The organism is Steroidobacter sp. (assembly GCF_016790065.1).
GTDB lineage: Bacteria > Pseudomonadota > Gammaproteobacteria > Steroidobacterales > Steroidobacteraceae > Steroidobacter.
Genome location: NZ_JAEUPY010000827.1, coordinates 1 through 24,234, shown reverse-complemented (window position 1 = coordinate 24,234; position 24,234 = coordinate 1). Strand labels below are relative to the sequence as shown.

Genomic DNA, 24,234 nt, shown 5'->3' with positions numbered 1-24,234 from the left:
GCCCAGCGGCATCGACCTGGGCATCGGCGCGCTCAGCACGCTGCTCAGCATTTACCGGAGCGCCGAGACCCAGCGCTGGGTGGATCTGGAGTAGAGTGCTCCCCGAGGGCAGGCCAGCGGCAGAGAGTTGTAATGAAATCCAAGCTTGGGCCGTTATTGGTCGACGAACTGGCGCGGGTCATTCAGAGCGACGGTCAGCCCCTGGCGGTGAGCCGGAAAGGTGTCGAGCTGATCATGCGTTTGGGCCGCTCGCCCAACGTGCCGGTGCGCCGGCAGGTCCTGTTACGCGATCTGTGGTCCGAGCGCGATGTGAGCGACAAGGCGCTGTCCATGCTGGTGGTGGCGGTGCGCCGGGTGTTGGCGCCGTATTTCGATGGCAGTCCGGTCATCCAGACCCAAGCCGGCGTGGGCTACGTGCTCACGGTGCCGTACCAACCCAGCGAATCGACTTCGGTGCTGGTGCAAGTGGCACGCAAGGCGCGTGGCCGCATGCTGATCGCAGTCATGGAACCGGTCATGCTTGCCGAAGGCGCCGAGGCCATCCGCTTGGGCGCCGGGCTGCGTGAGACGCTGCTAGCCAGTCTCGGTGCCGAGCCGAGTCTCGAAGTCAGCGTCCGCGGCGAGGTGTTGGCCGACGACGAGCCTGAGCAATTCACGTTCTCTATCCAATCGTCGGTGCGGTTGCTTGGTCAGCAGGTGCTGTTCAACGTTCGGTTGCTCACGCCACGCGACGGCAAGGTTTGCTGGACCTCGAGCGAGCGTGCCCCGATCAGCGATACCTACGATGCCGAGACCGCGTTGTGCGAACGGCTGGCTGCCGAGTTGCGTTTCGCCGCTGCCAGTTACAGCGGTCGCCAGGTGTGGGCGCAGTACCGTCAATCGAGCAGCTTTCGTTCCGTGGTCGAGGGACAACTGTTCGTAGCCGCACGCAGCGGTGCAGGGTTTTCTGCGGCCCGCGAAAAATTCCAGAATGCTTTGGCGTCCGACCCCGGTTGTGCGCCAGCCTTGGTCGGCATGGCCGACTGCGAAATCCTGAGCATGTTCTACGACGGCGCCAATGCCAGCGGTGCTTCACAACGCGCCATGACCTATGTCGAACGCGCGTTGGCACTCAATGGCGACCTGGCCTCGGCGCATTCCACTTGCGGCTTCATCAATCTGGCCCGGATGCGTTTCGATAACGCCGAGCGTGAGCTACTGCAGGCGATTCAGCTCGACGAATCCAGCGCGGTGGCGTTGCAGTGGTATGCCGACTTCCTGATTTCGCAGGGTCGGGTGCAAGAGGCAGTGCATGTCGGGCATCTGGCGGTGTCGCGTGCGCCGGAGAATGTCGTGGTCAATGCTCAGCTCGGTCAGTTGTTACATCTCGCCGGCATGTTCAACGAGTCGCGCGATCAGTTACAGCGCGCTCTGGCGTTGGACAGCCAGGCCGCCGGCGCGCATTGTTTCATGAGTTTGAATTCCATGATGCTGGGCGACGCCGAAGCCATCGAACTGGGCCGCCGGGCGGTCGACTTGTCGCCCAACACGCCGTTGTATCGCGGTGTGCTGGCCTCGGCATTGGCGAAATTCGGCGAGCGTGAGCGAGCGTTACAACAGCTGCAGATGCTGGAAGCTCAGGCGCAGAGTTCACCCTCACACGCCGAAGCTGCGATGCTGGCCTCGGCGGCCTTGGGCCAGACCCGGCGAGCCATCGATTGGTTTCGCGTGGCCACCGCCGAAGGCGCGGCATGGACCCTGTATGCGCCGACCTTGCCGATGCTGGAGGGCATCCGGCGCGAAGCTTCGTTCCGAAGTTTGCTCCAAGCTCGCGGGCTTGCTGTCGCCGCCGCCTAGCGGTTGTTACCGACTGCCGGATGCTGCTTTACCTGATCGCAGGCAGCGTGCTCCGATCGATCCGCAGCGAGCCTCTCATGAAACTGATCGCACTCTTGCTATCTGCCGTGCTGATGGGCGGCGTTGTCTCGAACGCCACGGCGTCCGCACCCGCACCACGCGCCATGGCCGAAACCGGCCTCGGCCAATATCGAGTCGCTGAACCCTTTCGTTACACCGAAGCCGTGCGTCGCTCGGTTTACGTGCCGGCCCGCGACGGCGTTCGCTTGGCGATTGATTACTATCTGCCGGCCGTGAATGGTCGCGCCGTCAGCGGCAAATTTCCGACGCTGCTCGAGTTCACCCGTTATGGTCGCGCCGTGCCGCGACCCGATGGCGGCACCATGCGTTGGCCGGATGCACCTGCAGATCGGCAGGGCGTGTTGAAGATTCCTGCGAACGCTTCGGGTCCGCTGCTGTTCCTGGCTTATGGTTATGCGGTGGCCGTCGCGGATATGCGCGGCGCCGGTGCTTCCTTCGGGCCTTCGTACAACGAAGGCGACGGCGTCGAAGGCCGGGACGGTTTCGATCTGGTCGAATGGCTGGGTCGCCAGCGCTGGAGCAACGGCGCGGTCGGCATGTTCGGCGCTTCCTATCTCGCTGAGATTCAGCCGCGCATTGCTGCCGAACGGCCGCGGGCTCTGAAGGCGATGTCCATGCAGGTGGCGTTCTTCGATGGCGCCAACGGTGCGTACTCCATGGGCGGCATTTATCGCGCTGGCTGGCTCGGCGCATGGAGCTCGCGTGTGGCTGTCAATGACAATCGCTCCACGACCATCCAACAACGCATTCTGAACATCGCCGAGGTGGATGCCGATCCCGAGCAAACATTGCTACGACAGGCCATCGACGAACATCGGCGCGGTGGCGACACCGATGGCTACAACAGTCATTTCGAAGAGTTCAAGACGCTCGGTGTACTGCGCGACCGGCTGACGTTCCTGGATCAGTATCAGGTACAAGGCCAGAACAACTTGCAGACCATCGTGGACCGAGTGAATCGCAGCGGCGTGCCGGCATTGTTGTTCGGCGGCTGGCATGACATTTACTCCAACGACATGCTGTATTGGTACGCCAACCTGGAAGTGGCCAAGAAAATGATCTATGGCCCCTGGGCGCACGGCTACCTCGGTCCCATGCCCAACGATCCGCGAGATCGCGAACGGCAAGCCATCGTGTCGCGCGAAACGTTGCGCTGGTTCGATCGATGGTTGCTGGGCGTGCGTAACGATGCCGAGACTCGCGCACCCATTTACTACGGTCTGCAGAGAACGCGCTCGCAAACCGATTGGTATGAAGCTCAGCAGTGGCCGCCGAAAGAAGTCGTCTCGCGTGATTTGTTTCTTTCCACGCAGCCGGCCGCAAGCGTGCTGTCTCAGAACGATGGTTCGCTGGCGCTCGCTCCTCAACAGCAATCGCAGCGACAGCCTTGGACAGTCGACTACACGACTACCACAGGCACCATCGGTACGCGCTGGCTGTTACGTAAGGTGTATGAGATCGACATGGCGAGCAACGACATGAAGTCGTTGACCTTCACGTCGCCACCTCTCGCTCGGGATCTGCAGGTCGTCGGCGTGCCCACTGTGAAATTGTGGCTGTCCTCGGAGAATGCCAAGGACGCGGATGTGTACGCGTACCTGAACGCAGTCAACGAAGATGGCGAGTCGCGTTTGGTTGCCGAAGGCATTCTGCGCGCTTCGCATCGTAAGTTGGGTAAAGCGCCGTACAAGAACTACGATTTACCATTCCCCACCTCGCTGTCCACCGATGTGAAAGCGGCGGCGCCGTTGTCGGAGCAGCCAGTCACGCTCGAATTCGCGATGCTTTCTACCGGTCGCGTGTTCCATGCAGGCGAGCGGTTGCGTTTGACCATTGCGGGTGCCGATCGTGACAACACCGTTACCATCGAACAACAACCCACCCCACGCCTGGGCATTCATGTCGGTGGGAACGCCGCATCGGCGCTGACGCTACCCGTGCTTGGCGATGCTCCTCAGTTCGTTACGCCGTGAACACCTCCCACGGCGTTACTTGCGAACGGATGAGTCCTTACCCGCGCTGACCTAACTTGTAGCCCTGCAAGATGCGCTGCTTCGAGCCGCGCTCGAGGCAGCTAATTACTAAATTTGGGGAGGTTGAGATGATGCACCCGATTCGCGCTCGGTCTGCGCTGCTATGCCTGGCACTCGCGGGCAGCGGCACCGTGCTGGCGCAGAACACGCAGACGCCTGAGGTGGAGGAGGTGATCGTCACCGGCTCCAACATCGTGTCGTCGCTGGACGCTGAGAAGCGCGGTGCGCCGGTGGAAGTAATCACCGCCGATGCCATCGCCAAAACCGGCGCCAACTCACTGGCCGACGTACTCGCCAACAATCCTTCGATCACCGGCGGTGCGCAGGGCGAACAGGACAGCGGTGGCCGCGGCTTCATCAACTTGCGCGGCTTGGGCACGCAATACACGCTGGTGTTGGTCAACGGCCGTCGCTTGTCGGCCAACGATCCGGCCAACGTGCTGGCCATTCCCGCCGATGCCATCGAGCGAGTGGAAGTGCTCAAGTCGGGCGCCTCGGCCGTGTACGGTTCCGATGCTGTGGCCGGCGTGGTGAACGTGATCCTGAAGTCCTCGTCGGACGGCATGCACGCCAACATGACTTACGGCGACACCACTCAGGGTGGAGGTGCGACCACCGAGTTGAATTTTTACGGCGGCTTCAACACCGACAACTCGCGCTTTTTCTTCCTCGGCAGCCGCATGACGCGCGATGAAATCACTGCGACTCAGCGCGGCATCACCTCGACCAGCGACAAGCGTCGCTTCGGCGGGTATGACGAGAGCAGCTCCATCGGCAGCCCGGGCCTCATCAGCGGCGTGACTGGCTCTCCCGATTTGATTGCCGATGCCACGCGCGTGCGTCCCGGCAACTATTCGGTCAATCCCGCCGACTATCGTGCTTACAACGCCAGCACCGATATGTACGACACGCTGGCCAGTGGCGATCCGAGCATCATTACCAATCCCGAACGCTTGACGGTGCTGGGCAACTTCGAACACGACTTCGACAGCGGCGTGACGTTCTTCGCTTCCGGCTTGTATTTCCAGATGCTGGAAAACAAGTGGAATGCGCCGCGCTCCATTTCGTTCAGCTCGGTCGGCACCATTCCCGCCAGCAATCCCTACAACCCGTTCGGCGAAGATCTGACCAGCGTCGATTATCGCGCGGCGGAGTTGGGCCGCACGCGCGATGAAAACACCGCGGCGACTCGTCGCTTGAGTGGCGGCTTGCGTGGTGACATCGGCAACTGGCAGTTGGAGTCGGCGCTGACTTGGTATCGCAGTGAAGTCACGCAGCGCTCTCACAACAACATCATCGCTTCGCGGTTGCAGGAAGCCGTGAATCGCACTGGCCCGACGGCGTTCAATCCGTTCTGTAACGCTTGTAACACCACGGCGCAGTACGCTGGTGTGCTCGGCACTCGCGGCTATGACATCGGCTTCGACGCGGACATCGCCGACATTCGTGCCAGCGGCCCGGTATTCAATCTGCCGACCGGCGCGGTGCAGGCCGCTGTGGGCGGCGAGTATCGTCGCGAGCAAGTAACGGTCGACTACGATTCGCTGTGGCAGGTGGGTGGTTGGGTCGGCATGGGCCTGCCGGGCGCCTATGATTTGTCGCGCGACATCTACTCGGTGTTCGCAGAGGTTCGTGTGCCGCTACTTGCGGCGCGTAACGGCAGCGACAACAGCCCGCTGGAATTGTCGTTGGCCGGACGCTACGAGGACTACAGCGACTTCGGTACCACCACCACGCCGATGGCGACGCTGCGTTTTGCAACGCTCGACGATCAGCTGACCTTGCGTGCTTCCTATGCCGAGGCATTCCTGGCGCCGTATCTGGAACTCGCCACGTACGATTACAACTATAACTTCAGCGATGTGTTGGTCGATCCGAACACCGGCGATCCCATCGAGGCGCTGATCTATGGTTCGGGCACCCCCGACATCAAGCCGGAGACCTCCGAGACCATCAACATCGGTGCGGTGTTCACGCCCGATGCGGTGCCCGGCCTGACCGTTTCGTTGGACTACTATCGGATCCAGCAGAACGACTTCGTGCCTGGCACCACCAGCCCGCAAGGCGTGCTCGACGGCACGGCGAACGGCACTGCCACCTACGGCACCAACATCGGTCCCAACGGCGAAGACGTGATCGTGCAAACGTACTTCTACAACGCCGGTCGTCGCCGCAGCTCGGGTTATGAGCTGAGCCTGAACTACGCGTTCCCGGAATTCGACTTCGGCAAGGTCAGTGTCGATGTCGGCCTGGCGCGCATGGCCACGTTCGAAGTCGAAGATGGCGACGGCCGTCTGGTCAACATTGCCGGTGGCTACGATCCGGCCGGCGGCACGTTCTTCTCGACCGGCGCTTTGCCCAAGACGCGAGGCTTGGTCGGGTTGAATTGGGAGCGGGGCGCATTGTCGGTGTCATCGCAGTACAGCTTCATGACCAGCTACCGCGACCTGTCGCCGAGCGCCGAATACATCGATCGCAAGGTTCCGTTCTATGCCACGGCCGACTTCCAAGTCAGCTACACGCTGGGTGACGACGGGGCGCCGGTCGAGTGGTTGCCGGCGCGTTCGGCTCGAGTGACGCTGGGTGTGGAGAATGCGTTCGATCGCGAAGTGCCGTTCGTGGTCTTCCGCAATGACTACAACAGCTACGAGAACGATCTGCGCGGGCGTTATATTTACGCGCGCCTCAGCGTCGATTTCTAAGCCTTAGCAGGTAGCCATGAGCCAACCCACTGCGATTTCGCCGCCGCTCGTTGCCGGAGCCTCAGTGCCTCGGCAAGGGCTGACCCGAATGCATCTGTTCATGATGTGTTTCGGCGCCATCGTCGGTGTGGGTTGGATTACCGTGCTCGGCCAGTGGCTGTCGCTGGCCGGCCCGGGTGGCAGCGTAGTGGCGCTGTTACTCGGCGCCGTGTCGGTGACCATCGTTGCTTCCAACTACGCGTTGTTGGCAAGGCGGGATTTGTTCGCGGCCGGTGGTGAGATCGGTGCGGTGAAGGAATCGCTCGGAGCGGGCGCTGCCTTCGCCGTCACCGCGGCACTGTCGTTGGCCACGTTGGGTGTGGTGGCCTTCGAAGCAGTGTCGGCCGGCTGGATCCTGGTCACTATCTTTCCTGCGTTGGAAGGCCAGCCGCTGTATCAAGTGTTCGGTCAACAGGTGCACCTGGGCAGTGTGATCATTGCGCTGGCCGGCACTATGTTGGTCGCGGTGTTGAATGTGAGGCCCATCACCAGCACAGCCTCCGTGCAGAATGGCATCGTCGCGATCAAGCTGGGTGTGACCTTACTGTTTTGTGTCGCTGGCGTGGTTGCTGGTCAGGCAAGCAATCTAGCGCCGCTGTTGCCGTCGCCTGCCGATGGCTCATCGCCGTGGCCCGGTGTTTTCGCACTGACGGCGACCATGCCGCTTTGGTATGCCGGCTTTCATGTGGTCGCGATTCTTTCTAACGAGCGCGCCGACAGTGTGCGCCCCGCAGATGTGGCGGGAGCAATGCGCGGCTCAATCGTGGCCGCTTTCATTTTCTATGCGTGCATCGTGCTCGCTGCCTCTTACGTCGTGCCGTGGCAAACGCTGCTCACAGCGCCATTGCCTGCGGCGGCTGCTTTCCGCAACGGACTCTCGAGCACGACCTTTGCGAATCTGGTGTTGATGTCCGGTCTGCTGGGTATTTGTTCCGCTTGGATCGCCTGCTTCGCCGCGTCGGTGCGAGTGCTGAGACAACTGCTGTTACAGCTCACCGGAAGAGAGTGGAATGCGCGCTGGGTCACTGTCGCCATTGCGGTCATTGGCGGCACGCTCGCGCTCGCGGGGCGGCCGGCGCTCGTGCCCATCGTCAATGTCGCCGCCATGTGCTTCGGTCTGGTGTATTTGCTGGTGAGCATCGCGACGTGGCGACACGCCGTGACGCTGCGTGAGCGAGCCATTGTGATTCTTGGTGCAGTCATCGCCGGTGCGATGGCTGCTTATGTCATCGTTTCCAGTGTCGCTGCTGCCGGCTGGCTGGCGCCCGAAGTTCTCGTGGCGTTGCCTTCATTGCTGGCGATTACCGCGGCCTGGGTATTTCGGAAGGGAGTGAAATCTCGTGCAAATTGAAGCGGCGCATGCCGAGCGTGCTCGGCAACTGCTGAAGTCCAGCGTCGTCTGGGACAACGTGTGGCCGGTGGACTTGCCGGGCCATGAGTCCGTCGGCAACACCTGGGATCAATTGGATCGATTCGCTGCCGCGGGCGTCACCGCGATTGGTCTCACGCTGGCCGGTGACAATCACAACAGCGCCGAGGCATTGCGCTTGACTGCTTGGGGACGTAGCGAGCTGCGTGCTCGCGAGTCGAAGGTGATGCTGGCGCAAACGGTTGCCGACATCGTCGAAGCCAAACGCATTGGCAAGTTGGCGGTGGTGCTGCAGTTCGAAGGCACGCGCTGCTTCGAACGAGATTTGAACCTGATCGATGCGTTCTACGCTCTCGGCGTGCGCCAGACTTTGTTGGCTTTCAACAATGCGAACTGCACGGGCAGCGGCTGTGCCGAGAAGGTCGACGGTGGACTGACTTCTTATGGCCGTCGTTTCATTCGCGAAGCGGAGCGTGTCGGCATGCTCATCGACTTGAGTCACGTCGGTCGCCAAACCTCGTTGGATGCATTTGCCATGGCACAACGGCCCATGGTGATCAGTCACTCCAACGCCAACGCGGTTCATACCAGCTTCCGCAACGTCGACGATGTGCAAGCTGCTGCGTGTGCGGACACCGGCGGATTGGTTGCGATCTCCGGGTCCAGCGAATACTTGGGCGACACTCAATGCCGCACCGAGACGTTGTTCCGGCATCTGGATCATTACGTGCAGCGCCTCGGCGCGTCGCACGTCGGCATCGGCCTCGACATCGTGTTCAAGCCCGAGCCGTTGAATCGCTGGGCACGCAATCGGCCGGAAGAATGGCCCATGACCCAGGATCCGTCCTGGCCGGGTTTCAGCTATGCCATGCCCGAACAAGTCGTCGAGCTGGTCGCCTTGATGCTCGCCAACGGGTATCCCGAAGCGGCCGTGGAAGATATTCTCGGGCGCAATTACTTGCGCGTGTGCTCTCAGGTGTGGCGCTGAGCTCAACCATTCGCTAGCGCATTGAGCTGAGTCGCAACGAATTGCATATGACTGCCGGCTAACAGGCGCGCGTGATCCACATCGCGCGCCAGGATGGCAGCGGCGAGGGCACGGTGTTGCTGACGCAGCTGCTGAGCCGTAGCGGAGTCCGGTTCCACGCCAGCCAGACTGAGCTGCACATGTTCGTGCAGCAGCTTGAGCAGCGACGACATCAACGTTGAAAACAACGGATTGTGAGTGGCATCGGCAATGGCTCGATGGAACTCCACGTCGCTGCGAATTTGTTCTTCACGTTGGTTGCCTGAATACGCCGCATCGACGGCGGCCAACGCCTCTGTGAGTCGTTTGCGATCCTGCTGATCGTGACGTTTGGCCGCGAGCTCGGCGGCCCGACTCTCCACCATGGACCGAAACTCGACCAGGTCTGCCTGCAGGCCCGGATGTTGTTGGGTCATGTCCATCCAGATCTGGGCCATGCCGTGTTCGGCTCGATCGACGGCGTAAGTGCCGTCGCCACGCCGACGCGTCAGCATGCCGCGAGAGATGAGGATGGTCGTCGCTTCGCGAACTGTGGCCCGAGAGACGCCGAGCTTGGTTGCCAAGTCCCGCTCGGAAGGGATGCGCTGATCCGGCGTGTACCGGCCGCTGAGCAAGGCACGCTCGAGATGGCTGATGACTTGTTGAACCTGGCTTTTCATGGCGGGCCGGCCGCCACGCTACTGGTCTGACCAATGCGCCGGGTGCGCGCCAGGCGCTCACAATAGCTGCATGTCGTTACCATCGGCTGCTCCATGATTCCTGCTATTAAAGCCGCGCCCGCGCCTCGGCCACAAGTCTATTTTTTCGCCACCTGTGTGATCGACCTGTTCAGTCCCGAAGCGGGCCTGGATGCAATCACAGTGCTGGAGCACGCCGGCTTCGACGTTCTGTTCCCGGAACAGCAAACCTGTTGCGGCCAGCCGGCCTACACCAGTGGCTTCCCGGAGCAGGCCCGAGCCGTCATGGAGGCGCAGCTGGATCTGTTCCCCGAGAACATTCCCATCGTGGTGCCGTCGGGTTCGTGCATGGGCATGATTCGGCATCACTGGCCGCAACTGTGTGGCGAGGACGCCGAGCTTCGGCAGCGGGTCGCTGGGATCGCCGCGCGTGTGGTTGAGTTCACCGACTTCATCGTGGGTCGGATTGATCTTGCGAGTTTGAAGACTGTGGAGCGCAGCGTTTGTTTACACACGTCCTGTAGCGCTCGGCGGGAGAGTGGAGCGCTGTCGAGCGGGCGAAAGCTGCTCTCGGCGATGCCGGGTGTGAAGTTGCTCGTGCAGGATCATGAGTCTGAGTGTTGCGGTTTCGGTGGCACGTTCTCCGTCAAACATCCGGAGATCTCCGCCGCGATGGCAAGCGACAAAACCAACGCGCTGGTTGCGAGCGGCTGCGATGCGTTCGTCAGCGCCGATTGTGGCTGTCTGCTCAATTTGAATTCGACGTTGGAGAAGCGTGGCCTGCCGTTGCGTGGCCAGCATCTGGCCAGCTTGTTACGAGCCAGCCTGCCCGATGAGGCTGTGTCATGAGCGAGGCATCCATCGACACGGCGCGTCGCGCGATTTTTGGCCGGCTTCGCTCGGCCATGCCGGCCGAGCAGGTGGCTCCGCCTGACGTGAGCGGCTATTACGCGCAATCTCTGCCGGATCCGGCAATAGATCGAGTCGCGCACTTCATCGAACGCGCGCGTGGCTGGCAGGCGGAGGTCATCGAGACATCGAGCACGGCATGGCCGGCCGCACTGCTGTCGGTGCTCGATAGCAAAGGCGTGAAACGCCTGTTGGCAGGCAGGAACACGGCGCTAAGCGCGACATTGGCAGCAAGCGTGAGTGCCGAACGTCTGTGCTGGTACGAGCAGCCCATCGAACAGTTCAAGGCGACTCTGTTCGGCCCCAGCGACGCCGGAATGAACAGCAGACAAAGTGGCGTCGTCGAAACCAGCGACGCGGGCATCACCACCCAAGGTGGCATCGTTGAAGCTGTCGACGCGGGCATCACCACCACCCGAGGTGGCATCGTTGAAACCGGCAGCCTGATGGTTTGGCCGAACGGCGACGAGCCGCGAACGCTGTCACTCGTGCCGCCGCTGCATATCGCTGTGTTACGTGCCAATGAGCTGCATGACACGCTGTATGAAGCAATGCTCGCGCAGCGCTGGTCCGAGCAGTTGCCGACAAACGCGTTGCTAATCACCGGGCCTTCGAAGACCGCCGACATTCAGCGCCTGCTCGTATACGGCGCGCATGGTCCAAAGCAGCTAGTGATCCTGTTGATCAGAGACGAGCAACCGTCATGAACCAACAGCATCCCGTCGCCGATCCACGAGCGTTCAAAGCAAACGCGCATCGAGTGCTGGCCGACGCCACGCTCAGGCAGAGCTTTCGTGGCGCGATGGACTATCTGACCGACAAACGTGCCGCTCAGTTTCCGGATCGCCCAGCATTCGAACGCCTACGCGCGTTAGGCGAGAACATCCGCAAGCACGCGCTGGCTCGGTTGCCCGAGCTGCTAGAGCAGCTAGAAAAGCAGCTCGCAGCCAACGGCATCACCGTGCACTGGGCGGAGGACGCCGCGCAGGCCAATCAAATCTTCCTGGACATTGCCCGGCGGCACGACGCCAACCGCATGGTGAAGGGCAAATCCATGGTCAGCGAAGAGATCGAGCTGAACCATCGCATGGCCGAGCACGGCATCGCGTGTGTCGAGACCGACATGGGCGAGTACATCCTGCAGCTGGATGGCGATCGGCCCAGTCACATCATCATGCCGGCGATTCACAAGACCAAGGCTGACGTGTCGCGGATCTTCGCCGAGCATCTACCGCACGAGCCTTACACCGAAGATGTCAACGAACTGATCGCCATCGGCCGTCGTGCGCTACGCGACGAATTCCGGAACGCCAAGATCGGTGTCTCAGGCGTGAACTTCATGGTGGCGCAAACCGGCTCGTTGGTGCTGGTGGAAAACGAAGGCAATGGTCGGCTGGCGACTACAGTGCCGGAAGTTCACATCGCCATCACCGGCATCGAGAAGGTAGTCGAACGTCTCGATCATGTGCCGCCGTTGTTCACTTTGCTGACCCGTTCCGCGACCGGCCAGGCCGTTACAACTTATCTGAACATCATCAGTGGACCGCGACGTGCCAAGGAGAAGGACGGGCCGAAGGAAGTGCACCTGATCCTGCTCGATAACGGCCGCACCCAGGCGTATCGCGAGGCCAACTTTCGAGCCACGCTCCAATGCATTCGCTGTGGGGCGTGCATGAATCATTGCCCGGTGTACGCGCGCGTCGGTGGCTTGTCGTATGGCACGACGTATCCCGGGCCCATCGGCTCGATTATTTCGCCGCACTTGATGAATTTGGCCGAGACGCGTGATCTGCCCACGGCATCGAGCCTGTGCGGAGCATGCGGAGAAGTGTGTCCCGTGGGCATTCCCATCCCGAATCTGTTGATGCGTCTTCGAGAAGCAAGTCGTCATGCCGAGCCGGCCGCTCGGCAACAGCAACAGTTGAAGGGGCAGGGCGCGGCGCGCAGTTGGTCGGAAGTGTTTGCCTGGAGGATGTGGCGAGTAATCTACTCGAGGCCACGGTTGTATCGGACGTTCGCATGGGCAGCGTCGCGTTTGCGGCGATTTACGCCGTCTCGACAGGCCGGCTGGACGCAGTCCCGGAGCCCATTGCGCCCGGCGCCGCGCTCGTTACGCGAACAACTCTCGAAACGAGCCCGTGTCCGAGGCTAAGATGCGGGCAGGCCGGCGCCATTCGATCGGCCAGATCAAGACGGACGTCGTACAGGGGGTGGAGATGACACAGGTTCAGCACCACGTCGAAAGAATCTTGCGAGTGGTCCATGCGACGGAGCCGCCGCCTGATGCCGACCCTAACACCAGTTTGATCCATCGCTCATGGCGCCGCTGCGCCACCGAGCACGCACTCGATCCCGGGTTACGGCCGGATGTTCGCATCGAGACGTCGGCTCGGCTGCGCGAATGCGTGCAACAGAACGAAGAACATTTACATGTGGCTCGCGCCGGCATGGAGCAGCTTTACAAGCATGTGTCTGCGCTGGGCTATGTGTTGCTGTTGACCGACGCCGGCGGAGTCACCATCGACTACATCGGCAACGACACGTGGGATCAGCCGTTGAAGCGCGCCGGTCTGGCGCTGGGGGCGAACTGGAACGAGATTCACGCTGGCACCAACGGCATCGGCACCTGCATCGCCGAGCAGGCCACGCTGACCTGTCATCGCGAAGATCATTACTACGTTGGACACGTCGGGCTGAGCTGCACCAGCACGCCGCTGTTCGATCCGCTCGGCCGCTTCATGGGCGCGCTCGATGTGTCGGTGCTGTCGTCGCCGGATGCCCGCGAGAGTCAGCATCTGATCAAACATTTGACGCTGCTGTACGGGCGCATGATCGAAGACGCCAACTTCATTCATCAGTTTCGTGAGCATTGGATTCTGCGCCTGGGCACGGCCGGCCCACTGGTCGACGTGTGCGGCGAGCTGATGCTGGCAGTGGATCGTGACGGCAAGATCGTCGGTGCCAACGCCGACGCGCGCCGACATCTGCGGTTGGTCGAAACGACTCATATTCCGTCGGAAATGCGCGGCAATCTAGTCGGCCATCACTTGAGCGGTGTGCTCGGCTCGCGCATCGACGACATCTGGCGACTGACCAAAGGCACCGCCATCGACGAACGAATCATTGTCACGACCTGGGAAGGCAAGGGCTATCACGCGTCGATGATTGCGCCCAAAGCGGCGCCGTCGCGCTATCGAGCCGTCGAAGGTGGAGTCCAGGCCAATCCGCGTCGCGAACAGATCCTGCAGAGACTCGCTGGCGAAGATCATCGGATGCAACAGTTGTTGGACCGTGCGGCACGGCTGGTCGACAAGCCGGTGAACATCTTGATCCAAGGCGAGACCGGCACCGGCAAAGAAGTGCTGGCGCGAGCGCTGCATGACTCCAGTCGGCGTGCCGATCAGGCCTTCATCGCGGTCAACTGTGCTGCCATTCCCGAGTCGCTGATCGAGAGCGAATTGTTCGGGTACATGCCCGGCACGTTCACCGGTGCACGTAACAAAGGCATGAAGGGTCTGATTCAGCGCGCCGACGGCGGTACGTTGTTTCTGGATGAGATCGGCGACATGCCGTTACAGCTGCAGACTCGGCTGCTACGAACGTTGTCGGAGCGAGAGATTCTGCCGCTCGGTGCGGATCGGCCGGTGCGAGTGGATCTGCATGTCGTCGCCGCGTCTCACCGCGATCTGCGGCGGCAAATCGGTGCCGGCACGTTCCGGGAAGATCTCTACTACCGCCTGTGCGGGGCGACGTTGGCGCTGCCGCCACTGCGTGAGCGCACCGACAAGGAATTCCTGATCGATCGGATCCTGCAGGCCGAGGCTTCTACCATGGAGACCGAAGCGTCGATCAGCGACGCGGCGCTGGCTCTGCTACTGCGCTATGAATGGCCTGGCAACGTGCGAGAGATGCGCAATGTGCTGTGCTTCGCGCTATCGCTCGCCGATGGCGAGTCCATCGACATTCGGCATTTGCCGCCGGAGATCGTGGACTTCGTGCCACTGCATGAGTCGGCGCTGGTTTCTGCGCCTGCATTGCCGGCTCCTGCTGGCGGCGTGACTGTGGAAGCAGCCGATGTCGGTTCTGCTAGCGAGTTGCTCGAGGCCTTGCGCCGTCATCATTGGAACATCACCGAAACCGCCAAGGAGCTTGGCTTGTGTCGCGCGACCGTCTATCGGCGCATGAAACGACACGACATCGTTCCGCCCACCCAATTCAGCTGATCTGCTGAACTGCGCTGGGTGCGACATCTGTCGCACCCAGCTGCGACACCTGTTTATCAAACGTGTTTCATTGAGTCGCTCGCGAGCTCGAACGCGACTCGTCGCCATTCGTTCGAAAACACGTAATCGTTCTCACCGATCAAGCACATAGCTCACCTCTGAGCGCCCCTCGCGCGGGCCTGGCATGGGTCTTGCGATTCATCCCGGGACAAGCAGGAAGCAGCGGCTACTAAAGCCGCGCCACTGCCGAACATCAAACATCAAGCTGAGGGGGAAGTTCATGACGTCTCGCCGTTATTCCGCGCTGTTGCGCCTGTCCGTCGTGTCGTTGCTCGGGTTGGGCGCGCAAGCGCAGGCACAAACCACGTTCGATGTGATCGGCCCGCGCGAGTACGAGCTACCCGTCGATTTCGAACCGTTCAACGTCTTCGTGCAGTACGCGACGTTTCAAGACAACGGTCGCGCCTACAACGATGCCGGCGAGCGCGTCAGTGGCTCAGGCAGCAAGGCGACCACCGGCTTGTCCAAGTACGTGCGCTTCTGGTCGCCGGCCTCGAATCGAAACATCGGCGTGGCTTGGGAAGTGATCGTGCCCGAAGTGGGCATTCGTAATCGCGGCGCCGCCAATCTGGACGATCGTCACATCAGCGGTATCGGCGATCCGCTCACCGGTTTCGCCATCTGGTATCGACCCCGCTCGCACATCACGCTCGGTTTCCAATCGTTTCTGCAGATTCCGATTGGCACCGAACGAGTCAGCGACACCAATTGGAAGAATCTGTCCAGCCTGTTCTGGGATTGGCGGCTCGGCGACAAGTTCGGCTGGACCGGCGATGCCGGCTTCGTGTGGCAAGGCGAACGCGACAGCGGCCTGCAGCCCGGCCTCACCTGGCACAGCAATCATCGCTTGGCCTATCGCGCCAGCAAACGGCTCGAACCGTTCGTGGCGCTGGACAACGAACACACCCGCGCCAAGGACGGATTGCCCAAGGGCTGGGCGCTCGACGGCGGCGTGGGTCTGATGATCCATACCTTCGACAACCAGTCGATCACGCTGCGCTATTCGACCTCGCTCGACGGCCGCAATCACAGCGTCAACGACAGCTTCAATCTCAAGTACGCCTATGTCTGGTGAGCATCGAGGAGTTTCCATGACCAAGCTCTACAAGAACTACATCGACGGCGCATTCACGCCCGATGCGACGGAAGTCGTGGATGTGTTCAATCCCGCCACAGGGGCTTTGCTGGCAAAGATTCCCAACAGCGACGAAGCCACCGTGGCGCAGGCAGTGGCAGCGGCACGACGAGCGCAGCCGGCTTGGGGCAAGCTGGCACCGATCGAGCGTGCCAACTATTTGCGCAAGATCTCAGCGAAGGTGCGCGAGCGTCGCACCGAGCTGGCGAAAATCATCGTCGCCGAGCAAGGCAAGATCCAGCAGCTCGCGCAGGTCGAAGTCGACTTCACTGCCGACTACATCGACTACATGGCTGAGTGGGCGCGCCGTTTGGAAGGCGAGGTGCTGACCAGCGATCGTGCCAACGAAAACATTTTCTTGTTCCGTAAGCCCATCGGCGTGGTGGCCGGCATCCTGCCGTGGAACTTTCCGTTCTTCCTGATCGCACGCAAGCTCGCGCCCGCGCTGGTCACCGGCAACACCATCGTCATCAAGCCGAGCGAAGAGACGCCGATCAACGCATTCGAGTTTGCCAAGCTGGTGGCTGAGACCGATCTGCCGAAGGGCGTGTTCAACCTGGTCGGCGGTGTCGGCCGGTCGACCGGTGAAGCGCTGTGCTCGAATCCCAATGTCGATCTGATCACCTTTACCGGCAGCGTGGCCACGGGCAGCCGGATCATGCAAACGGCCGGTCGCAATCTCACGCGCGTCAATCTCGAGCTCGGCGGTAAGGCGCCGGCTATCGTGCTTGCCGATGCGAACTTGGATTTGGCGGCGAAGGCGATTTACGACTCGCGCGTCATCAACACTGGCCAAGTTTGTAACTGTGCTGAACGTGTGTACGTCGAACGCGGCGCGCACGAGGCATTGGTGGATCGACTCGCGGCTCATTTCAAAGCCACGCGCTATGGCGATCCATCAGTGCGTGATGACTTGCACATGGGACCGCTGGTCAATCAGATCGGCTTGGACAAGGTGTCGGCACTGGTCGAACAGGCGAAGCGCGATGGCGCCACGATCATCACCGGCGGCAAGCGCGCCAACCTGGAGCAGGGCTTTCACTACGAGCCGACGCTCATCGTCGATGCCCGCGCCGACATGGACATCATGCGCAAGGAAATCTTCGGCCCGGTGTTGCCCATCCAAGTGGTGGACGGGCTGGACGAAGCCATTGCCTTGTCGAACGACTCCGAATACGGCCTCACGTCGTCCATCTTCACCAGCAACATCAACTCGGCGATTCACGCCGCGCGTGAGCTGCGCTTCGGCGAGACCTACATCAATCGCGAACATTTCGAAGCCATGCAGGGCTTCCACGCCGGCCGGCGCAAGTCGGGCATCGGTGGCGCCGACGGCAAGCACGGTCTCTATGAGTTCACCGAGACCCACGTCGTTTATTTGCAAACGCCTTGAGTACGGGAGGGGGATTAGTGAATCGACAAAACCAACCGGGTGGATGCAAGTGTTGCGAGCCGACGGACACGGGCCGGCGCTCGGTGCTCACTGGCGCGCTCGCTCTAGCGCTGTCATCGACGATCGGTAGCGACGCTAGCGCTGAGCGCAGCCCGAAGCCGGCCCCCGGCGATCGCCTGGCTTTCATGCTCGGCGAGCGCAAGGACCAGGAAATCAAACCGGCCGACCTCGAGATCGGCAAGGAACCGACGCTGGCTTATCCGCTGGATCCGGCCAGTGGCAAACCGCTGATCTCGCGCGTCGGCCTGCTCGTGGTGGTGCGACTGAAACCCGAAGAACTGCAGCCGTCGAGTCAGCGCAACGCGGCTGACGGCATCGTGGCTTTCTCGGCGATCTGCACTCACTACGGTTGCCCGGTGACCACGCTACATCCGAGCCAAAGCCAGATTGTTTGTAACTGTCATGGTTCGGTGTTCAACGCGGCGGACAGGGGCGCCGTTACCGCAGGCCCGGCGACGCGCCGGTTATCGATGCTGCCATTGGCAATCCAGGACGGTGCGCTGGTGGTGGCGGGGGCGCTCGACGGTCCGATCGGGCCGCCGACCTGACGACCACGCAGTTTCAGCTCGACTAAAACATCCAATGATTCGCAGGAGACTCGTATGAAGAAACTTCTGAAGTTGGCCGGCTTCGCCGCGGCCATGGCGTCCAGTTTGTGTGCGGCCGCCGACTACAAACCGGTGACCGATGCGCGGCTGGCCAATCCCGAACCGGAAAACTGGTTGTTGACCAAGGGCAACTACGCCGGTTGGAGTTATACGCCGCTCGACCAGATCACTACTCAGAACGTGAGCAAGTTGCGTCCGGTGTGGTCGGCTGCCACCAACGTGGGCTCGGGCCACGAAGCACCGGCCATCGTCAACGGCGAATATATGTTCGTCTCGACGCCGCGCAATCAGGTGATCGCTTTCAACGCCAAGACCGGCCGAGTGTTGTGGCGCTATGTGCGTGAGATGCCCGAAGGCTTCGGCGCGTTGCATATGACCAATCGCGGCGTGGCGTTGTGGGGCGACAAGGTCTACATCGCCAGCATCGATTGCATGATCAGTGCACTGGACGCCAAGACCGGCAAGCTGGTGTGGGAAGCGGAAGTTTGTAATTGGCAGACCGATAGCGCGTACATCACTTCGGCACCGCTGGTGGTGAAAGGCAAGGTCATCGTCGGGCCCTCCGGCGGCGAATTCGGCGTGCGTGGTTTCTTGAAGGCGTTCGATGCGCAGACCGGCAAGCTCGCGTGGACACGCTACAGCGTGCCGGCGCCGGGCGAGCCTGGTTCGGAAACCTGGCCGAAGGACGGGCAGTGGAAGGATTCGTGGAAGAACGGCGGCGGCACCATGTGGATGCCGGGCAACTACGACGCCAAAAACGATGTCATCTATTGGGGTGTGGGTAACGGCGCGCCGTGGCTGGGCGATCAACGCCCCGGCGACAATCTGTTCCTGACCTCGGTGCTGTCATTGAATCCGGACAACGGCAACATCCTGAGCCATTTCCAATATCACTGGAACGACTCGTGGGATTGGGCCGGCATGAATGCGCCGACCCTGGTGGAGTTCGATCGTAACGGCAAGAAGGTGTCGGGCCTGATCAGCGCGCAACGGAACGGTAACCTGTATTGGTTGGATCGCGACGCCAAGGGCAAGATCACGTATCAGAAATCCACGCCGTATGTGAAGAACACGGTGTTCACCAGCGTCGACAAAAAGACCGGCCGACCCACTTACAACGAAGCGGCCAAACCCGGCACCGGCAAGACCGCCACGTATTGCCCGAGCCTGTGGGGCGGCAAGGACTGGCCGTACGAAGCCTACAATCCCAAGACCGGGCTGCTGTACATCCCGTTCAACGACAATCATTGCATGACCTTGACCGGCATGATCCAGCCGCGCATTCCCGGCCAATGGTCGGCGGGCGTGGACATCAACAAGCTGGACCTGAAGGTGAACGACAACTTCCCGTACATCGGCGGCATCCAGGCTTGGAGCGTGGATGGCGGCAAGGAAGTGTGGCGCGAGACCTATAAGGACTCGTGGAACTGGGGTTCGATTCTGACTACGTCCAGCGGTGTGCTGTTCGCCGGCGGTACCAACGATCGCAAGTTCCGTGCTTACGATGCCAAGAGCGGCAAGTTGTTGTGGGAGTTCCCGACGCCCTCGGGAATCATTTCACCGCCGAGCAGCTTCTCCATCGACGGCAAGCAGTACATCGCCGTGGTGTCGGGTTGGGGCGTGGATGCGCAATGGATCCAAGGCAAGATGCACGACCAGGCTGGCTGGGAGAAGGCGGTTCCCGAAGGCGGCTCGGTGTGGGTGTTCGCCCTGGGTGACTGATCGGGCGATTGATATGGCAAGGGCTGGCGGGAGCGCACGCTCCCGCCAGTGTCTAGTTCGAGTTCAAGCCAGGGCCGGGCTGTCCGACAGCTCGAACACTTCGACCCGGTTGCGACCGGCGCGCTTGCCGGCGTACATGGCCTTGTCGGCACAGTCGAGCAGCGCTTCCACGGTCTGAACTTTGGCCGAGGCGGCGGCGATGCCCACCGACAACGTGACCCGATCCACCGGCTTTTCCAAGCCGCTGCGGCGGATGGTTCGCGAGCCCATCGCGGCCCGAATGTGGTTGGCCAGCGCGGTGGCGCCGGCAACGCCAGTGTCCGGCAGGAAGATGGCGAATTCTTCGCCACCGATACGAGCAGCAACGTCGCGGCCTTTGATATTGCCGCAAATGACTTCAGCGACCGAGCGAATCACTTTGTCGCCCAGCACGTGGCCGTAGGTGTCATTGATGGTTTTGAAATGATCGATGTCGGCCACCAGCATCACGGCACCGCCGAGCGAGCCGTTGTCCTGGATGTAGGCGCGCAGCCGTTGTTCGAAGCCGCGCCGATTCAGTAGCTGAGTCAACGGATCGAGCAACGCCTGGTGTTCGGCCTGTTCGAGCTGCTCGGTGAGCTCGGTAACTTTTTGTGCCGAGCGTTCCAACTGTTCGGACAGGTCTTCGGCCACCACTCGCATACGTTCAGTTTCGGCGATCAGCTCGGACACGATGGTCGGCAGCTGATGCGCGGCAGTGGGTTCCTGCAGCTGGTTACGGTGTGAAACCAACGTCTGACTGAACTGGGTGGCTTCCTGTTCGGCGGTGCTGGCGGCGCTGGCGGTGTCGGTCAAGATGGCCTGGATCTGCTGTTGCATCCGTTCCATCGCTTCGGCGTCGCGAGCGATCACGTAATTGGCATACAGCCGCCAGATATCCTCATCGCCCAGGGGGACACCCTTTTGCAGCGACTGTTCCAGCACGCTGCTGAGCCGGGGATTGATGCCGGCGGTGTGCTCGTACCAGATGGTGTAGCTGTGGGGATGGTACGCGGCGCTCTGTTGCGCCATCAGGGGCAAGGTCAGGCGCAGGAGTTCGGCACTCCTGTCCTTCGATTCTCGATACCGCATTGGTTCCTCACCGGCGGCCCGTCCCTCGGGCTTCTAGTTGCAGGAAAGTCTTTGCAAACGACCGGTAGCCGAACTATAACCCGAACGCTATACGGAACGCTCGGATGGCTCACACTATTCAGCCTCGGAACGGGTCGCGCCGCGCTTGCCGGTTCGCTTCGCGCCACCTTCCAAGGGTAGGGCAGTGTCGTACTTGACCTGCTTCAAGGCGAAGCTGGAACGGATGCTGGCCACGCCGGGAATACGCGTCAGGCCGTTGAGAATGAACTCCTCCAGCGCCGGCACGTCCGGCACCACCACCCGTAACAGGTAATCGGCATCGCCGGTCATCAAGTAGCACTCGACGATTTCGGGAAAGCGCTGGATGGTGTTCTGGAACTGCTGCAAGCTCTTTTCCACTTGCCGCTCCAGGGTGATGTTGATGAAGACATTCAACCCCAGTCCCACCGCGCTCGGATTTACCAACGCGACATACCGATTGATGATGCCGGCTCGCTCCAGGGCGCGGACGCGTGTCAGGCACGGCGACGGCGATAGGTTGACTCGCTGTGCCAGCTCGACATTGGTCAGGCGGGCATCCTTCTGCAGTTCGTTGAGAATCTTGATGTCGGTACGGTCCAGGTCGATGGACAGCATGTTGTGCTTCTCATTGCGCAGCTGGCGGCGTTAAATGCCGTAAACCTGCGGGGTGGCGGCGGATTTCGGCACATAGTGCCTGCGGCCGGATCATACACTGCCGCTCCCGCGCAATCGCGATCACAACCAGAATCAGGGACATAGCCATGGCCGCAGCTCAGATCATTCACGGTGCCCCCGACGTGAGTGCGGACGCCGATAGCGCCGAGACGCTGGAGTGGCTGGAATCCCTGGAAGCCGTCGTTGCCGCCGCCGGCCGCGAGCGCGGCGAGTACCTTCTGCGACAACTCGAAGCGCGAGCTCACGAGTTGGGCGTGTTCACGCACAGTCGGCCGCATTCCGCGTATCGCAACACTATTCCGCTCGAGCATCAGCCGCCGCATCCCGGCGACGTTGCCATCGAAGAACGAATCACCGCGATGGTGCGCTGGAATGCACTTGCCATGGTGGTCCGCGCCAACAAGGCGTATGGCGAGTTGGGTGGGCACATCGCGAGCTACGCCTCGGCGGCCGAAATATTCGAGGTCGGGTTCAATCATTTCTTTCGTGGCCCGGAACACGGCGGCGGTGACTTGGTGTACTTCCAACCGCATTCGGCGCCCGGCGTGTACGCGCGTGCGTTTCTGGAAGGTCGTCTCAGCGAGCAGCAACTGAGTCGTTATCGCCAAGAGGTGGGCGGCGGTGGGTTGTGTTCGTATCCGCATCCCTGGCTGATGCCGGAGTTCTGGCAATTCCCCACCGGCTCCATGGGCATCGGCCCGATCAGTGCGATTCATCAAGCGCGCTTCATGCGCTATCTCCAGCATCGTGGGCTCGCCGATCCTGGCGAGCGTCACGTGTGGGGCGTGTTCGGCGACGGTGAGATGGATGAGCCGGAGTCGACGGCGGCACTTTCGTTAGCGGCGCGTGAGGGATTGGACAACGTCACCTTCATCATCAATTGCAATCTGCAACGACTCGACGGGCCGGTGCGCGGCAACGGTCAGATCATTCAAGAGTTGGAAAGCTTGTTTACCGGCGCTGGCTGGAATGTCATCAAGGTGCTGTGGGGTTCGGATTGGGATGGGTTGTTTGCCCGCGATGATCAGCACGTTCTGTTGCGGCAACTGGCGGCGACGGTGGACGGTGCCTATCAAACATTGGGTGCGAACGATGGCGCCTACAACAAAGAACATTTCTTTCAGCTGTCCGCCGAGTTGCGTCAATTGGTGGCGCATATGTCGGCTGAGCAGATCGATGCATTGAAACGCGGCGGTCATGATTTTCACAAACTGTACGCGGCGTTTGCGTCTGCGCGTGCACATCGAGGTCAGCCTACGGTCATTTTGGCGAAGACCAAGAAAGGCTATGGCATGGGCGGCGTGGGCGAGTCACGCAACACGTCGCATCAGCAAAAGAAACTCGACGATCAGACCCTGCTGGAATACCGGGATCGTTTCAAGTTGCCGCTGACCGACGCCGAGGCTACCAAACTCAGTTTCTTGCGGCCGGCGAGCGACAGTCCTGAGCTGTCGTATCTACAACAGCGTCGTGCTGTGTTGGGCGGTAGTCTTCCAGCTCGCCAGGCAGCCTCAGAGGCTGTGCCGATACCGGCTATCGATAGCTATGCCGCCTTCGCGCTGCGCGCTGAAGGGAAGGAGATGTCCACCACGATGGCGTTCGTGCGCATGATGAGCAATCTGCTGCGCGACCGGACGCTCGGGCCACGTTTGGTGCCCATCGTTGCCGATGAGGCGCGCACGTTCGGCATGGCGAATTTGTTTCGGCAGATCGGTATCTATTCGCCGAGCGGTCAGCTCTATACGCCCGAAGATGGCGAGTCCATGTTGGCCTATCGCGAGGCGCGAGATGGGCAGCTGTTGGAGGAGGGCATCACCGAAGCTGGTGCGTTGTCTTCGTGGGTGGCGGCGGCGACGTCCTACTCTGTGCACGGGCTGCCCATGCTGCCGTTCTATATCTATTACTCGATGTTTGGATTCCAGCGAGTGGGCGATCTCATTTGGGCGGCGGCGGATCAGCGCGCTCGCGGTTTTTTGATTGGCGCGACTGCAGGTCGCACTACGCTTGGCGGCGAGGGGCTGCAGCATCAGGATGGGTCGAGTCATGTCGCCGCGGCGGGGATTCCGAACTGCCGTGCTTACGATCCGGCGTTCGCGGGCGAACTGGCAGTGATTGTGGACCACGGTGCTCGTCAGATGCTGGAGAAGCGCGAGGATGTTTTCTATTACGTCACGGTGATGAACGAGAACTACGCGCAGCCTTCTCTGCCGGAGGGTGCGGCTGAGTCGGTTATCAAGGGGATGTATCGAATCGTTGCGTCTTCGGGTGCACCGCAGATTCGGTTGCTTGGCTCGGGCGCCATTCTGCGCGAAGTGATGGCGGCTGCGACCATGTTGAAGAATGATTGGGGTATCGAGGCGGAAGTTTGGAGCGTCACTAGTTTCTCTGAGCTGGCACGCGATGCTCGTGAGACTCAGCGGTGGAATCGATTGCATCCGACGGCGCCTCGCCGGACGAGTTTTGTCAGTCAGTGCTTGAGTGGCAATACGCCGATTGTCGCGGCTAGCGACTATGTCAGTGCGTACCCGAGCTTGATTGCGAGCTTCGTTGATGC

At 61.3% G+C, this 24,234-nt stretch carries 17 protein-coding genes; 14 read left to right on the top strand and 3 right to left on the bottom strand.

Annotated features, from left to right (window positions below):
• The first annotated feature begins 132 nt into the window (after positions 1-132).
• From JNL55_RS33355 to JNL55_RS33335, 5 genes are all read left to right on the top strand, one after another.
• Complete coding sequence (locus tag JNL55_RS33355) at positions 133-1,836, top strand: winged helix-turn-helix transcriptional regulator (RefSeq protein WP_293865006.1); 1,704 nt, start codon at positions 133-135, stop codon at positions 1,834-1,836.
• A 77-nt stretch (positions 1,837-1,913) separates the two neighbouring features.
• Positions 1,914-3,890 carry a CocE/NonD family hydrolase gene (locus JNL55_RS33350; RefSeq protein WP_293865003.1) on the top strand — a complete coding sequence of 659 codons (1,977 nt, stop codon included), beginning with the start codon at positions 1,914-1,916 and terminating at the stop codon, positions 3,888-3,890.
• A gap of 128 nt (positions 3,891-4,018) precedes the next feature.
• A complete protein-coding gene (locus JNL55_RS33345) occupies positions 4,019-6,652 on the top strand; it encodes a TonB-dependent receptor (protein WP_293865000.1) in 2,634 nt (877 codons plus the stop codon).
• A 16-nt stretch (positions 6,653-6,668) separates the two neighbouring features.
• Entirely contained in the window at positions 6,669-8,042 is a 1,374-nt protein-coding gene (locus tag JNL55_RS33340) for an APC family permease (protein ID WP_293864997.1), read from the top strand.
• Positions 8,032-9,048, top strand: coding sequence for a dipeptidase (locus JNL55_RS33335; protein WP_293864994.1), 1,017 nt, complete (start codon positions 8,032-8,034; stop codon positions 9,046-9,048). The genes JNL55_RS33340 and JNL55_RS33335 overlap by 11 nt, the downstream gene beginning before the upstream one ends.
• A 2-nt stretch (positions 9,049-9,050) precedes the next feature.
• Here JNL55_RS33335 and JNL55_RS33330 read toward each other — a convergent pair whose 3' ends face one another.
• Positions 9,051-9,746 carry a FadR/GntR family transcriptional regulator gene (locus JNL55_RS33330; RefSeq protein ID WP_293864991.1) on the bottom strand — a complete coding sequence of 232 codons (696 nt, stop codon included), beginning with the start codon at positions 9,744-9,746 and terminating at the stop codon, positions 9,051-9,053.
• Positions 9,747-9,839: 93 nt separating this feature from the next.
• Here JNL55_RS33330 and JNL55_RS33325 point away from each other — a divergent pair, with 93 nt between their 5' ends.
• From JNL55_RS33325 to JNL55_RS33290, 8 genes are all read left to right on the top strand, one after another.
• Positions 9,840-10,613, top strand: coding sequence for a (Fe-S)-binding protein (locus JNL55_RS33325; RefSeq protein ID WP_293864988.1), 774 nt, complete (start codon positions 9,840-9,842; stop codon positions 10,611-10,613).
• Positions 10,610-11,380: a LutC/YkgG family protein gene (locus JNL55_RS33320; RefSeq protein ID WP_293864985.1), complete on the top strand. Its 771-nt coding sequence runs from the start codon at positions 10,610-10,612 to the stop codon at positions 11,378-11,380. Before JNL55_RS33325 ends, JNL55_RS33320 begins: the two co-directional genes overlap by 4 nt.
• Complete coding sequence (locus JNL55_RS33315; RefSeq protein ID WP_293864982.1) at positions 11,377-12,825, top strand: LutB/LldF family L-lactate oxidation iron-sulfur protein; 1,449 nt, start codon at positions 11,377-11,379, stop codon at positions 12,823-12,825. Before JNL55_RS33320 ends, JNL55_RS33315 begins: the two co-directional genes overlap by 4 nt.
• A 64-nt stretch (positions 12,826-12,889) precedes the next feature.
• Positions 12,890-14,896, top strand: a complete 2,007-nt coding sequence (locus JNL55_RS33310) for a sigma-54-dependent Fis family transcriptional regulator (RefSeq protein WP_293864979.1) — start codon at positions 12,890-12,892, stop codon at positions 14,894-14,896.
• A gap of 280 nt (positions 14,897-15,176) precedes the next feature.
• Positions 15,177-16,031 (top strand): transporter, encoded by an 855-nt coding sequence (locus JNL55_RS33305; protein ID WP_293864976.1) that lies wholly within the window; start codon positions 15,177-15,179, stop codon positions 16,029-16,031.
• A 16-nt stretch (positions 16,032-16,047) separates the two neighbouring features.
• Positions 16,048-17,484: an aldehyde dehydrogenase gene (gene aldA / locus JNL55_RS33300; RefSeq protein WP_293864973.1), complete on the top strand. Its 1,437-nt coding sequence runs from the start codon at positions 16,048-16,050 to the stop codon at positions 17,482-17,484.
• 17 nt (positions 17,485-17,501) lie between these two features.
• Positions 17,502-18,092: a ubiquinol-cytochrome c reductase iron-sulfur subunit gene (locus JNL55_RS33295; protein WP_293864970.1), complete on the top strand. Its 591-nt coding sequence runs from the start codon at positions 17,502-17,504 to the stop codon at positions 18,090-18,092.
• A 54-nt stretch (positions 18,093-18,146) separates the two neighbouring features.
• Positions 18,147-19,874 (top strand): PQQ-dependent dehydrogenase, methanol/ethanol family, encoded by a 1,728-nt coding sequence (locus JNL55_RS33290; RefSeq protein ID WP_293864967.1) that lies wholly within the window; start codon positions 18,147-18,149, stop codon positions 19,872-19,874.
• Between the two features lie 63 nt (positions 19,875-19,937).
• Here JNL55_RS33290 and JNL55_RS33285 read toward each other — a convergent pair whose 3' ends face one another.
• Both JNL55_RS33285 and JNL55_RS33280 read right to left on the bottom strand, forming a co-directional pair.
• Entirely contained in the window at positions 19,938-20,984 is a 1,047-nt protein-coding gene (locus tag JNL55_RS33285; RefSeq protein WP_293864964.1) for a GGDEF domain-containing protein, read from the bottom strand.
• Between the two features lie 114 nt (positions 20,985-21,098).
• The gene (locus tag JNL55_RS33280) at positions 21,099-21,620 is read right to left on the bottom strand and encodes an Lrp/AsnC family transcriptional regulator (protein WP_293864961.1); all 522 of its coding nucleotides are present in this window, start codon (positions 21,618-21,620) and stop codon (positions 21,099-21,101) included.
• 146 nt (positions 21,621-21,766) lie between these two features.
• On the opposite strand from JNL55_RS33280, the gene mdeB reads away from it, so the two are divergent.
• On the top strand, positions 21,767-24,234 hold a 2,468-nt coding region (mdeB, locus tag JNL55_RS33275), incomplete at its 3' end, for an alpha-ketoglutarate dehydrogenase (protein WP_293864958.1).